Here is a 13,115-nt window from a genome sequence, read left to right on the forward strand (position 1 = left end):
CGACATGACGCGTCCACTTACACACATCATTCGCTTGCTCAAATGGGGCCGCATATTGGCACGCCACGGGGCGCTTCGCGCCTTTGAGGCGGATCGCAACACCCCAGCGCAAGTCAAGCGCCTGTGCCGCATCGCGCGTTTTGGGACGATTCAGCCAAAGGTGCCGGATTATGCAGGCGCATTTCGCGCGATTGGGCCCGCTGCCATCAAGCTTGGGCAAACGTTGGCGACCCGTCCCGACATTATTGGCGAAGAAGCGGTGCACAATCTGCTCATGCTGCAGGACCAGTTACCGCCCGCGCCATTTGACCAAGTCTATGCGCAGATAGATAACAGCCTGAATAAGCCAGCGGCGGCATTGTTTGAATATATCGACCCTGTGCCCGTGGGGGCCGCTTCCATTGCGCAGGTGCACCGTGCCCGCACGAATGAGGGCAAGGATGTCGCGATCAAAGTGCTTCGCCCCGGCATTCGCGAACAGTTCGCCCGCGACATTGAAACCTATGAATGGGCCGCCGCGCATTTAGAAGCGCTTGGCGGCGAAGCAGCACGATTGCGTCCACAACTGGTTATCGCCAATTTGAAACGCTGGACCCTGCGCGAACTCGATTTGCGGCGCGAGGCGGCAAGCGCATCTGAATTGAAAGAGGCGATGGTTGCCGTCGAAGGCTATATTATTCCGACCATCGATTGGGACCGGACGTCTGGCCGTGTGCTGACGCTCGAATGGATCGATGGCATTAAAATTTCGGATATTGATGCGCTCAAGGCGGCGGGCCATGACCTCAATATATTGGCTGAAAAGCTTGTCCTTACATTTTTGCGGCAAGCGATTTCGGAAGGCTTTTTCCATGCCGACATGCATCAGGGCAATTTATTCGTCCGCGCCGACGGCACGATTGTCGCCATTGATTTTGGCATTATGGGCCGGATCAACCGGCAAGCGCGCTTTTGGCTGGCGGAAATTCTCTATGGCTTGACCACGGGCAATTATAAGCGGGTGGCAGAAATCCATTTCGAGGCGCAATATGTGCCCAGCTATCACAATGTCGACGAATTCGCGACGGCGTTGCGTGCGGTCGGCGAGCCAACGCGCGGCAAGCCGGTAAGCGAATTGTCGGTCGGGCAAATGCTCGACAGCCTTTTCGCGATTACCCGCGATTTCGATATGCAGACACAGCCACATTTGTTGTTGCTGCAAAAAACGATGGTGATGGTCGAAGGCATTGCGACTTCGCTTAACCCAAGCATCAACATGTGGGATGTCGCCGCACCTTATGTGCGGGACTGGATTCGCGGTGAATTGGGACCGGAAGCCATGCTGGCTGATGGCCTGCGCAAACAAGCCGATACGCTGAAGTTGATCCCCGACCTCATCCGCCGCTTAGATGAACAGCTTCCCCGCAAAGGCGGCGCGCCCGAACCGCCCCCCTTGCCGCCTGTCCAACTCATTTGGGAACGCAAAGGTCAAAGCAACGCAGCGCGCTATTTATTGGTCGCGGCCTTGGCAGGTGTCTTGGGTGCGGCTGGCATGTGGGCGATAGGATTAAGCTAATGTCTACCAAACGCATCCTCCTCATCGTCACGGGCGGCATCGCCGCCTATAAGTCGCTTGAACTTGTCCGCTTACTCAAACGGCAAGGCCTATCCGTGCGCGCGGTTATGACGCAAAGTGCGACCGAATTCGTCACGCCTTTGTCCATGTCCGTGATGACCGAAGACCAAGTTTACGGCGATATGTTCGACCTGAAGGAAGAGCGCGAAATTGGGCATATCCAATTGAGCCGTCAGGCCGACCTGGTCGTCATCTGCCCCGCTACCGCCAACATATTGGCGAAAATGGCGGCGGGCATATCCGACGATCTTGCCACCACCATTTTGCTGGCGACCGATAAGCCCGTGCTTGCCGTTCCTGCGATGAATGTCCGCATGTGGAACCATCCAGCAACGCAACGAAATTTGGCGCAATTGCGCAACGATGGCATCCACATCATGCACCCAGATGAAGGCGCGATGGCGTGCGGCGAATTTGGCCCCGGACGGTTGCCAGAACCACCCGCCATTGCTGAGCAAATTTGCACGATGTTGGGGCATCCCTTTGATGCAATGCTGACGTCGGGCCGTTCACCAACGACGGTTCCAAGCGGCGTTCCGCCTGTAACGCAACAACATCGTCCCTTGTCCGGAAAGCGCATCTTAGTAACCGCGGGCCCAACGCATGAGGCGATTGACCCCGTGCGCTATATCGCCAACCGTTCTTCGGGGCGTCAGGGCTTTGCCATTGCGGCTGCGGCAGCAGATTTGGGCGCTGATGTCACGTTGATTGCGGGTCCAGTCCATCTGGCGACCCCGCCAGGTGTCGTTCGGATTGATGTTGAAACCGCACTACAGATGCAGGCCGAGGTTGAGAAAGCCCTGCCCGTCGATGCCGCCATCATGGTGGCCGCGGTCGCCGATTGGCGCGCGGCGCAAGCACCTGAGCAAAAGATTAAGAAAGACGGCGGCAATATCCCGGCACTTAACTTAACCGAAAATCCAGATATCCTCGCTAGCCTCGCCACGCACGCCAAACGTCCAAAGCTGCTGATCGGCTTTGCGGCGGAGACTGAGAAAATTGTGGAGCATGCCCAAACAAAGCTCGCCAAAAAGGGTTGTGACTGGATTGTCGCCAATGACGTGTCCGGCGATGTGATGGGCGGCGAAAACAATGCGTTTCATATCATCACCAAGGACGGCGTTGATAGCTGGCCCGAAAGTGCCAAGGACGTAATTGCCCGTAAATTGATGGAGAAAGTGGCCGATGCACTCGCAAAAGGTTGATATTCGGGTCAAGCGCCTAGATCACGGCGCTGGCCTACCGATGCCCGCATATGCGACATCAGGCGCAGCGGGCATGGATATTTGCGCCGCCGAAGACCTGACCTTACGCGCTGGCAAACGCCACGCCGTTGCAACCGGTTTCGCCTTCGCCATTCCCGATGGCTATGAAGTTCAAGTGCGTCCGCGCTCCGGCCTGGCCCTGAAACATGGCATCACCTGCCTCAACACCCCCGGCACTATCGACAGCGATTATCGCGGCGAAGTGAAGGTCATTCTCGCAAATTTGGGTGACGAGGATTTCGTCATCAACATAGGCGACCGGATTGCACAAATTGTGGTGGCCCCGGTCACGCAGGGTATCATGATCGAAGTCGACGCCCTGGACGATACCGAACGGGGCACCGGAGGCTTTGGTTCCACGGGCATATGACGCTTAGCGACCAACAGCTTGACCGTTACGCACGGCATATTGTGCTGCGCGATATTGGCGGCGCGGGTCAGTCCAAATTGCTATCGAGCCATGTGCTGCTTATCGGTGCGGGTGGCATTGGTTGCCCTGCCATCCAATATCTGGCGGCGGCGGGCGTTGGGACGATCAGCGTCGTTGATGATGATGTCGTATCGCTTTCCAACCTTCAACGGCAAATTCTGTATACCGAAAGCGACATTGGTACCGCGAAGGTCGATGTCGCGGGCGCCGCCGTCGCGCGCTTAAACCCTGATGTAACATTCCGCGGCCTTAAGCAGCGCATTGACAGCTCCACCGCGGTAGACATTCTGAAGGGCGTCGATGTGGTGATTGACGGGTGCGATAATTTCGCCACGCGTCTGATCGTCAACGATCTGTGCCTTGCCGCGAAAGTGCCTTTGGTTAGCGCCGCGATTGGCCAGTTTCACGGGCAGATTGGCACATTCACCGGATGGCAGGATAATGCGCCCTGTTATCGCTGCTTCGTCGGCGACGCGCATGACCCCGATGATTGCGACGACTGCGCCACACAGGGCGTCCTGGGGGCCATGTGCGGGTTAATGGGATCCTTTGCCGCGATGGAGGCCATTCGTGCAATGACCGGCTTTGGGGAGGCGCAGATGGGCAAGCTGCATTTATTCGACGGCATGGCCCCGGCGATGCGGACCATTCGTCTGCCAAAAGATGCAGGCTGCAGAAGCTGTAGCGGCTTAACCGCCTAAAATTTCCTCCACCCATACTGGCACCACTGAGGATGCTGGGCCATGCCGCGATTCTTCGAACCATGACGTGCCATGCGATGGTTCAAGGTTCAGTTCCAAAGTCCGTATGCCTTTCTGCCGCGCTTCGCGCACTAGGCCCGCGGCGGGATAGACCGCGCCTGAGGTGCCAATGCTGACAAACAAGTCCGCTTGGTCCAACGCATCGTAAATTTCGTCCATCCGATAGGGCATTTCCCCAAACCAGACGATGTCCGGCCGCAACCGCCCCGTTACGCCGCAAGACGGGCAAGCGGGCCGATCCAGCAACGTGCCGCGCCACGGGTGGCGGGCATCACAGGCATTGCACCACGCGTTCAGATGCTCACCATGCATATGCAACAGACGCTTTGTCCCTGCCCGCTCGTGCAAATCATCCACATTTTGTGTCACCAGAAGCAGATTGCCCGACCATGCTGCATCCAGCCGTGCGAGCGCATAATGCGCAGCATTGGGCTCCACCTTTTGAATATGTTCGCGGCGCATGTCGTAAAAACGCAGCACAAGGTCGGGATCACGGGCGAAGGCCTCAGGCGTGGCTACATCTTCCACCTTATGCTGCTCCCACAACCCGCCAGCGCTGCGGAAGGTATCAATGCCGCTTTCGGCGCTGACGCCTGCACCTGTAAGGATCACAATGTTTTTGATGCCTTGTCCCACATGCTTTCCTTCATCTTCACCCAAAACTTGTTTCGGTTGCCTAATATAGTAAGACCCAGACATTAGGTCAGGGCAAGAGATATGAAAATTGGAATAATTGGCAGCGCAGGGCGCATGGGGCAGGCTTTGGTCGATGCGATTGCCGCCGACGGCCACACACATGCAGGCGGCGTCGATAAGGACGGCGACCTTGCCGCATTGATTGCTGCATCCGATGTTCTCGTCGATTTTTCGAGCCCCCACGGCCTTGAGGCCAGCCTTGATGTTTGCGTGGCTGCGGGTAAGCCCATCGTCATTGGCACGACAGGTTTGGAGGAGCGCCACCATTTCCTGATTGATGATGCCGCGCGCGATATTGCCATTTTGCAGACCGGCAATACGTCCTTGGGCGTGAATATGCTTGCCGCCTTGGTGGAACAAGCTGCGCGTCAGTTGGGCGCGGATTGGGACATAGAAATTCTGGAAATGCACCACAGGCACAAGGTCGATGCGCCATCAGGTACCGCCCTGCTGTTGGGTGAAGCCGCGGCAAAGGGCCGAGCGGTCGATTTGAAAGAACACAGCGACCGTGGCCGCGACGGGATTACCGGCGCACGCAAGGCTGGCGATATCGGCTTTGCATCGTTACGTGGCGGCAGCGTGGCGGGTGATCACACCGTCATCTTTGCATCTGACAATGAACGGATCGAGCTTGTCCATCGTGCCGAAAATCGCAGTATATTCGCGCGCGGCGCGGTGAAAGCTGCCGCCTGGCTGACCCGGCAGACACCCGGCCGATACAATATGCAAGAGGTCCTTGGTCTTTGAAGAAGGCCGACATCTTCGAATTTTACCGGCGCTTGGCGGAGGCCAATCCTGATCCGGAAACTGAATTGGCCTATGGCAATCCTTACCAATTGCTCGTGGCCGTCACATGCTCAGCGCAATCAACCGATGTGGGGGTGAACAAGGCGACAAAGGCTTTGTTCGAAGAGGTCAAAACGCCCGCACAAATGGTCGCGCTTGGTCTGGAGGGATTGAAAAACCATATCAAGACCATTGGCCTGTACAATAACAAGGCGAAGAATGTCATCGCTTTGTCGGAAATCCTCGTGCGTGATCATGGAGGCGAAGTGCCCGCCGACCGCGACGCGCTGGAGGCTTTGCCCGGCGTAGGGCGAAAGACCGCCAATGTGGTGATGAACACCGCCTTTGGCGCAGAAACCTTCGCTGTCGACACGCATATTTTCCGTCTTGGCAATCGCACGGGAATCGCGCCGGGGAAAACCGTTATCGCGGTCGAAAAAGCTCTGGAAAAAAGCACGCCAAAGCCATTCCGCGTGGGCGCGCACCATTGGCTCATCTTACATGGGCGTTATATCTGCAAAGCACGCACGCCCGAATGCTGGCGCTGCCCCGTCGCCGACCTGTGCCGCTTCAAACCCAAAACGCCCGCGCCCAAAATCAAGTCAGCTAAAGTTCAGACAGAATAGTTTATGGACGAGTCGTGATAATGGAGAAGACCGATGCATAAGTTGCTGTTCATCATCCCCGCGATTGCCTTATTTTCAGGTGGCGGCGCTGTCGCACTTTCAAGCAAGAACGCACCTGAACCCGTTCGGGCAGTGGGCGAACCGAAAAGCTGCGTCACAATATCGCAGATACGGTCAACGAAAGTCATCGATAGCCGCACCATCGATTTCCGCATGGCAGGCGGAAAAACCTATCGCAATATTTTGCCGCAAAGCTGCCCCGGATTGAAGTTCGAAGACCGCTTTTCCTATCGAACGTCACTCAACCAATTGTGCAACGTCGATATCGTCCACGTATTGCACGACCAAGGCGGTCAACTGCATGAAGGCGCAGGATGTGGACTAGGAAAATTTCAGATGGTGGAGAAGGTTAAGAGATAAAATCTTTTGACCTGCCTTGTCATCCTGAACTTGTTTCAGGATAACACGCTAATGTTGCCCGGTATCCTGAAACAAGTTCAGGATGACGAAAGGTTATTTACGGCAACGCCGGCAACATGTGGCCATTCACCTGACCGCGCCGCGCCTGTCCAATTTTACTTCCCAGTCCAGTTGCCCGCACGCTTCTCAACAAATGCAGCCATGCCTTCCTTCTGATCTTCCGTGCCAAATAGGCCATGGAACAAGCGACGTTCGAACACGACGCCTTGCTGCAATGTCGTTTCAAACGCCGCATTGACCATTTCCTTGCACGCAAGCGCGGCTAAAGGCGCCATGGCGGCAATCGCCGTTGCGGTTTTAACGGCTTCGTCGACCAGCTCCGCTGCCGGAACGACCTTCGCGACCAACCCAGATCGCTCAGCCTCAGCAGCATCCATCATACGGCCCGTCAGGCACATTTCCATCGCCTTGGCCTTGCCAATCGCACGCGTTAGGCGTTGTGATCCCCCCATGCCCGGGGTGACGGCTAGTTTTATTTCCGGCTGACCAAATTTGGCATTGTCGCCTGCAATGATGAAGTCAGCCATCATTGCCAATTCGCATCCACCGCCCAGCGCAAAGCCGTTTACCGCGGCGATCCATGGCTTGCGGGTGGCGGTTACGCGGTCATAGCCAGCAAAGAAGTTTACACCATACATGTCTGCAAAAGACTGCGACGACATTTCCTTAATATCCGCGCCTGCGGCAAAGGCCTTCTCACTGCCCGTCAGGACTGCGCATCTTTGGCTGTCATCGGCATCAAATGCCGCAAAGGCAGCGATAAGGTCCGCCAAAACCTGGCTATTCAGTGCGTTCAAAGCCTGCGGCCGATTAAGCGTCATTAGCGTCACTGCGCCGCGTTGTTCGACTAATAATGTTTCGTAGGTCATAGGGGCTTCCATTCATCCTGCGCCGGCAAGGCGGCGAAAATAGCGTCAATCAAATCCTCAGTCACAGCTTCTGCTGTCGCCGGATCCCATCGGGGCGCATTATCCTTATCGACAATAACGGCGCGGACGCCTTCGGCAAAATCGGGGCGGACAATCACGCGGCTGGCGATACGATATTCCATCGCCATGTTCTCGGCAAAATCGCTGAGCTTCAGGCTCTCGGACAATTGACGCAAAGCGACTTTACAGGTTTGCGGGCTTTTGGTCCGCAAGGTCGCCAATTCTTTCATCGCCCATGCGCTCGCGTCGCCTTCAAGGCTGGCGAGGATGTCCTCAAATGCATCTGAGGCGAAATGGCGATTGATCTGCACAAGCATCTCGACGATTTTCGACGCAGGCGGCGTTTCCGACAAGGTACGCAATATACCATCAAGGCGCTCTACACCTTCACGGGCAATCCGTGCCTTGGCTTCGGCGAGCGCACTGCTCGGAAGATAATGGGTAGCAAGTCCAAGCGCGAGGCACTCTGCACCGGCCACGCGTGATCCGGTGAGCGCCAGAAACTGACCCATGCGTCCTTCGAGCCGCGATAGATACCAGCCACCACCAACATCCGGAAAAAGGCCAATGCCGGTTTCGGGCATGGCAAATTTGGTATTCTCGGTCGCCACGCGGAAACGGGCGGGCTGGCTAATACCCACGCCCCCACCCATCGTAATGCCATCCATGAAAGCAACCACAGGCTTAGGATAGGTGAACAATAAATGGTTCAGCTGATATTCGTCGTGGAAGAATTTGCGGCCCGATTCTCCGCCATCATTCAGGGCTGAATTACGCAAGAAGGCGATGTCCCCGCCTGCACAAAAACCGCGCCCGTCCGCATGATCAATCACCACGCATGTCACCGCGTCATCGTCGCGCCATGCCAGCAATGCCTGCGTCATCGCATGCACCATCGGCAGCGTCAGCGCATGTAACGCCGATGGCCGGTTCAGGCTTATGAAACCAGCATGCCCTTCAACGCGAACCAAAATATCATCGGTCATTGGCGTAACAAGTCCCGGCCAATAATCATACGCATGACCTGATTGGTACCTTCCAGAATAGAGTGAACGCGCAAATCGCGCCAGAAACGCTCGATGGGATAATCCCGCAAATAGCCATAGCCGCCAAAAAGTTGCAGCGCTTGATTAACAATCTCGCTCCCGCTGTCGGTGGACAGCCGCTTGGCCATTGCCGAAAAACGCGACTTGTCAGGGGCGTTCGCCGTGACTTTCGCCGCAGCGATATAAAGCAAAGCACGCGCAGCCTCCAAATCGGTCGCCATGTCGGCCAGCATGAACTGCGTATTCTGGAACTCGGCCACCGGCTGACCAAATTGCTGACGCTCTTTGGTATAGGCAATAGCCTCATCCAAGCACCGCTGCGCGCCGCCCAGTGAACATGCACCGATATTGAGCCGCCCGCCGTCTAAACCCATCATCGCAAAGCGGAACCCGTCCCCCTCCGCGCCCACACGATTGGCAACGGGCACGCGGCAATCTTCAAAAATAACCTGCGCCGTTGGCGACGCGTTCCAGCCTAGCTTTTTCTCCGGCGCGCCAAAACTAAGTCCCGGCGTATCCTTGTCCACGACAAGGCAGGTTACACCCTTGGTCTTTTCTTCGCCGGTGCGCACCATCACGACATAAACATCATTATAGCCCGCGCCCGAAATGAACTGCTTCGTACCATTCAGCACATAATGATCGCCATCGCGCCGCGCGCTGGTTTTCAGCGCCGCCGCGTCCGACCCACTGCCCGGTTCAGTCAGGCAATAGCTGGCGATTTTATGCATCGACACCAGGTCCGGCAAATAACGCGCCTTCAACTCTGCACTGCCAAAACAATCGATCATCCACGCGGCCATATTATGGATAGAAATAAACGCGCTGGTGGTGGGGCAGCCATAAGCCATGGCCTCCATGATCAACGCAGCCTCCAACCGGCCAAGGCCAGTACCGCCCGATTCTTGCGACACATAAATCGCGCCAAAGCCCAATTCACCGGCGGCTTTCCACACATCGACCGGATAATGCGACTTTTCGTCCCATTCAGCGGCAAAAGGTGTGATCGCGTCTGCGGTGAATTTGCGCGCCATATCTTGAATGGCGATTTGATCATCTGTGAGTTCAAACTGGTTTTGCATAAGGTCGCCGTAGCATCGCCCTTTTGAGTTATCCAGACATTAGGGCAGGACCACTGATATCGCACATACCGTGCGTCCGGCAAGTTTCGGCGCAAATGCCCCTGTTTCCATGCGGCATCGTCACAGATAGGGTTAAATAAAAATGGGCCCCAAAAAAAACTTGGCGCAATGGCGTCATGCCTGCTAACCGCACTCGGCCCGCACCCATAGCTCAGCTGGATAGAGCGCTGCCCTCCGAAGGCAGAGGCCAGAGGTTCGAATCCTCTTGGGTGCGCCAGTATTTTTAGGCATTTCGGTATTCTTCGACCATTTTTGGTCCGTTGTAGTTGCGGTGACCCGCCGCACCGCCTCATATGTCAGGCCGCAATCATAATGGCTTTTTGAAGCTGAGATTAAACGCATTGATGATATAGACCTTCTCGGTCGAAGAGCCGCCATATTGATAATATAAAAGCTCAGGGCCACCATCGGCGTTGAAATCGCTCACGGCTAACAAACGTCCCGATTGGTTTTGAGGAAGCGTCACTGCCAAACGCGAAAAGCGGCCAGCCCCCTGATTGAAAAATACAAGCAGTTGGCCTTTGCTGAGGCCGTAGACAATGTCTTTCAGGCTATCGCCATCTAGATCCTGTATAAACACATCTGGTGACCAGTTGAGGCGCGCCGCGCGGATGTCCGATTGATCCTGCGGGAGCGCGTCGGCGGTTATGTCGGTAAAGACGCCCCGATCATTTCTCAGCAGCTGCAGATAATTGCCACCATAATAAGGGACATATCTGGAATGTTGGATGAGCAGGTCTAAATCGCCATCCTTGTCGAAATCAGCGCTTCTGGTTTCCATATGCAGATTTGTATCAATGCCATAAATGCTGGGTGGCAAAGCCACGCCTTCATTAAAAGTAAAGCGCCCATTCCTGTTGAAGAAAAGTAGGCTTGGCGTCGACCCATGACCAAATCCAGCCACGAGATCAGCATATCTGTCGCCGTTCAGATCAGCCAGATGCAGATCGAGAAGAAGGTTGAAGCCTTCATTGCCCTCCGATCTTGGATTGGTCATCGGAACCGAAAGCAATTGTTCAAAAAATGGGTCGTCTGATGCCGTAAATCGTCCGCTGGACTGCTGCGTGAGCAAGACAGGCCGGAAGCCATCTCCAAAAGCCGTCCAATTTCCAATCAATATATCATCTAAGCCATCACCATTCACGTCGCCCGCTGCCATCGAATGTGCGTCCACCGCATCATCTGGTAATATGTCCTTATGGGGCAAGCGCGGGATCGTGTTCGCAACGGCCCCAATGGTTCCGGACCTTTGCCCAATCAGGACAGCGCTGCCATGTGCTTTGGGATCGCGATATGAACCCGAAACATTGTGCGCCACAAAAAATGCCATAGGTTTCCCCGCAACCTGCAATGCTGCGGCCCGTCGCGCGCCAAAGACAGACGGCAATTGGGCGTTCAATCCAGCATCATAGCGCAGACGGCCATCCGCGTTTGACAGCAGCACATAGGGCAAGGCCGCATAAGCGGGTGTACCATAAGCCTTGCTCAGCGGGATAATGACCTCTGGATATCGCCCCCCTTCAAAATCCAAAGATATGCTGGCTTGAGGGAAAATATCAGCAACGCCACCAGGATAATTTACCCCGGCATAGGTATAAGGCGGCACAAGATCTTTTGTCGCAAACCTGTGGACCTCATAAGCAAATTTGAGTTCGATAAAGGGCGCGATTGCCGTAACTGGCGATGGGTCGGGCGTGCTTGTGTTCGTCGCGGAGCCCGAGCTACCTCCACCACAACTTGCCAGTAGGAATGCACAAAAAGGTGCAAGCGTTAAGCTGGTAAAGCTACATTTCACGTACAGCTCCTCTTCAGTTCACATCAACAATAATCAAAATCAGCAAAAGTAACATGATGTAAAAATACTAATACTGTGCACTTGATAACGCCCATCATTCCCTTGCACCACGCATTTAAGCGGGCATAGATACGCATGCGACTAGGGCGCACATAAAATCGGGGGGAATAAGCGTGGGTAACATTGAACAGACCGCTATTGGCCAGCCATCCGGTCACCCCAAAGGCTTATTCTATTTATCCTTCACTGAGATGTGGGAGCGCTTTTCCTTTTATGGGATGTCGGCGTTGCTGACGCTCTACATGGTGAAAGAGCTGCTGCTGCCGGAAAATGCGGCACAGGTCATTGGGCTCGCCACCTTACGCAATCTGTTCGAATTTCGCGGGCCGATGAGCGACGTTGCTTTTTCCGCAATCATTTATGGTTGGTATGCCGGCCTTGTCTATTTCACGCCAATCGTCGGGGGCTGGGTTGCCGACCGGATATTGGGTGCAAAGCGCACGGTAATGCTCGGCGTCATCCTGATGAGCGCGGGGCATTTAGCGATGTCCTTTTATGCCAGCTTTCTGTTCGCGCTCTTACTTCTGATCTTGGGGTCAGGATTTCTGAAGGGCAATATTTCTGCGCAGGTTGGCGCATTATACCCGCAATCGGATGAGTCCATGCGGTCACGCGGCTTCACCATTTTTTCAACCGGTATTTGCATTGGCGCTGCAAGCGGGCCGCTCGTAACGGGTCTGGTTGCGGCGGTCTATGGCTGGCATGCCGGGTTCGCGGTGGCGGCTGTGTTGATGCTGGTTGCGCTGCTGGCCTATATATTGGGTCAGCGCCATTTGCCCGATGATCGTCCATTGGCCGGCAAACGCGAAAAATCTGCGCCGATGACCAAGGCTGAGCGCAAGCGCTTATGGATACTCTTACTTATCATTGCCCTCACCATTCCCGCCGAAATCGCCTATCCAATGGTGTGGAGCATCGGCATCTTATGGGTCGATCAATATGTGAACTTGGCAACGTCGCTGGGCGAAGTACCCTCAAGCTGGTTTGCATCGATGGATTCCATCGGCGCCATATTGGCGGCCCCCGCGCTGGTTATGTTTTGGGCATGGCAGGCAAAGCGTGGCATCGAACCCAGCAGCGTGACGAAGGTCGGTATTGGGTCCGCCATCATTGCCTTTGCCGCGCTTCTTTTCGCTTATGGCAATATGGGACACAGTGGCCCCGACAGTGTCAACGCCGGATGGGCCATTGCGGGCTGGCTGATCATGGGGCTGGCCTGGATGTATTATTGGCCGACAACTTTAGCCATCGTCAGCCGGGCCGCCCCTGCGGGCATGGCCTCTATTTTAATGGGCGTCGCCTTCCTCTCCCCCTTTATCGGGCATGTGCTGGCGGGGTGGATAGGAAGCTATTTTGACCAAATGCACCCATCGGTTTTTTGGGCAATGGATGCCGCCATCGCTTTGGCTGGCGGCATTCTCATCCTGCTGTTCCGCAAACGCCTTCAAGCGGCGTTGGAATCTGATCTCGCTTCGTAACGGCAC

At 55.5% G+C, this 13,115-nt stretch carries 13 protein-coding genes and 1 tRNA gene; 9 read left to right on the forward strand and 5 right to left on the reverse strand.

The window, feature by feature from the left end; genetic code table 11:
• The first annotated feature begins 4 nt into the window (after positions 1 to 4).
• From ubiB to D7D48_RS07510, 4 genes are read left to right on the forward strand one after another with little or no spacing between them, the layout of a single operon-like run.
• A complete protein-coding gene (gene ubiB / locus D7D48_RS07495; RefSeq protein WP_125230674.1) occupies positions 5 to 1,555 on the forward strand; it encodes a 2-polyprenylphenol 6-hydroxylase in 1,551 nt (516 codons plus the stop codon).
• Positions 1,555 to 2,820: a bifunctional phosphopantothenoylcysteine decarboxylase/phosphopantothenate synthase gene (locus D7D48_RS07500; protein ID WP_125230675.1), complete on the forward strand. Its 1,266-nt coding sequence runs from the start codon at positions 1,555 to 1,557 to the stop codon at positions 2,818 to 2,820. The genes ubiB and D7D48_RS07500 overlap by 1 nt, the downstream gene beginning before the upstream one ends.
• Positions 2,801 to 3,250: a dUTP diphosphatase gene (dut, locus tag D7D48_RS07505; RefSeq protein WP_125230676.1), complete on the forward strand. Its 450-nt coding sequence runs from the start codon at positions 2,801 to 2,803 to the stop codon at positions 3,248 to 3,250. Before D7D48_RS07500 ends, dut begins: the two co-directional genes overlap by 20 nt.
• Positions 3,247 to 4,011, forward strand: a complete 765-nt coding sequence (locus D7D48_RS07510) for a HesA/MoeB/ThiF family protein (RefSeq protein ID WP_125230677.1) — start codon at positions 3,247 to 3,249, stop codon at positions 4,009 to 4,011. The genes dut and D7D48_RS07510 overlap by 4 nt, the downstream gene beginning before the upstream one ends.
• Here D7D48_RS07510 and D7D48_RS07515 read toward each other — a convergent pair.
• Positions 4,000 to 4,731 carry an NAD-dependent deacylase gene (locus tag D7D48_RS07515; protein WP_245964375.1) on the reverse strand — a complete coding sequence of 244 codons (732 nt, stop codon included), beginning with the start codon at positions 4,729 to 4,731 and terminating at the stop codon, positions 4,000 to 4,002. The genes D7D48_RS07510 and D7D48_RS07515 overlap by 12 nt on opposite strands.
• A 57-nt stretch (positions 4,732 to 4,788) precedes the next feature.
• Here D7D48_RS07515 and dapB point away from each other — a divergent pair, with 57 nt between their 5' ends.
• Genes dapB through D7D48_RS07530 form a run of 3 tightly spaced genes read left to right on the forward strand, consistent with a single transcriptional unit; the run spans position 4,789 to position 6,599 of the window.
• Entirely contained in the window at positions 4,789 to 5,514 is a 726-nt protein-coding gene (gene dapB, locus D7D48_RS07520) for a 4-hydroxy-tetrahydrodipicolinate reductase (protein ID WP_125230679.1), read from the forward strand.
• Positions 5,511 to 6,179, forward strand: a complete 669-nt coding sequence (nth, locus tag D7D48_RS07525) for an endonuclease III (protein ID WP_125230680.1) — start codon at positions 5,511 to 5,513, stop codon at positions 6,177 to 6,179. The genes dapB and nth overlap by 4 nt, the downstream gene beginning before the upstream one ends.
• A 33-nt stretch (positions 6,180 to 6,212) precedes the next feature.
• Positions 6,213 to 6,599, forward strand: a complete 387-nt coding sequence (locus D7D48_RS07530) for a hypothetical protein (RefSeq protein WP_125230681.1) — start codon at positions 6,213 to 6,215, stop codon at positions 6,597 to 6,599.
• Between the two features lie 155 nt (positions 6,600 to 6,754).
• Here the strand turns inward: D7D48_RS07530 and D7D48_RS07535 are convergent, their stop codons facing one another.
• The 3 genes from D7D48_RS07535 to D7D48_RS07545 are packed head-to-tail and all read right to left on the reverse strand — an operon-like array spanning position 6,755 to position 9,716.
• Positions 6,755 to 7,528, reverse strand: coding sequence for an enoyl-CoA hydratase (locus D7D48_RS07535; RefSeq protein ID WP_125230682.1), 774 nt, complete (start codon positions 7,526 to 7,528; stop codon positions 6,755 to 6,757).
• Complete coding sequence (locus tag D7D48_RS07540; RefSeq protein ID WP_125230683.1) at positions 7,525 to 8,574, reverse strand: enoyl-CoA hydratase/isomerase family protein; 1,050 nt, start codon at positions 8,572 to 8,574, stop codon at positions 7,525 to 7,527. Before D7D48_RS07540 ends, D7D48_RS07535 begins: the two co-directional genes overlap by 4 nt.
• Complete coding sequence (locus D7D48_RS07545) at positions 8,571 to 9,716, reverse strand: acyl-CoA dehydrogenase family protein (protein ID WP_125230684.1); 1,146 nt, start codon at positions 9,714 to 9,716, stop codon at positions 8,571 to 8,573. Before D7D48_RS07545 ends, D7D48_RS07540 begins: the two co-directional genes overlap by 4 nt.
• A 200-nt stretch (positions 9,717 to 9,916) precedes the next feature.
• On the opposite strand from D7D48_RS07545, the gene D7D48_RS07550 reads away from it, so the two are divergent.
• Positions 9,917 to 9,993: transfer RNA gene (locus D7D48_RS07550), tRNA-Arg, on the forward strand.
• A gap of 90 nt (positions 9,994 to 10,083) precedes the next feature.
• On the opposite strand, the gene D7D48_RS07555 is transcribed toward D7D48_RS07550, so the two are convergent.
• On the reverse strand, positions 10,084 to 11,571 hold the full coding sequence (locus D7D48_RS07555) for an FG-GAP-like repeat-containing protein (RefSeq protein WP_125230685.1): 1,488 nt from the start codon (positions 11,569 to 11,571) through the stop codon (positions 10,084 to 10,086).
• 173 nt (positions 11,572 to 11,744) lie between these two features.
• Here D7D48_RS07555 and D7D48_RS07560 point away from each other — a divergent pair, with 173 nt between their 5' ends.
• Complete coding sequence (locus D7D48_RS07560; RefSeq protein WP_125230686.1) at positions 11,745 to 13,109, forward strand: peptide MFS transporter; 1,365 nt, start codon at positions 11,745 to 11,747, stop codon at positions 13,107 to 13,109.
• The last annotated feature ends 6 nt before the right edge of the window (positions 13,110 to 13,115 follow it).

This window comes from Sphingorhabdus wooponensis (assembly GCF_003933235.1).
Taxonomy (GTDB): domain Bacteria; phylum Pseudomonadota; class Alphaproteobacteria; order Sphingomonadales; family Sphingomonadaceae; genus Sphingorhabdus_B; species Sphingorhabdus_B wooponensis.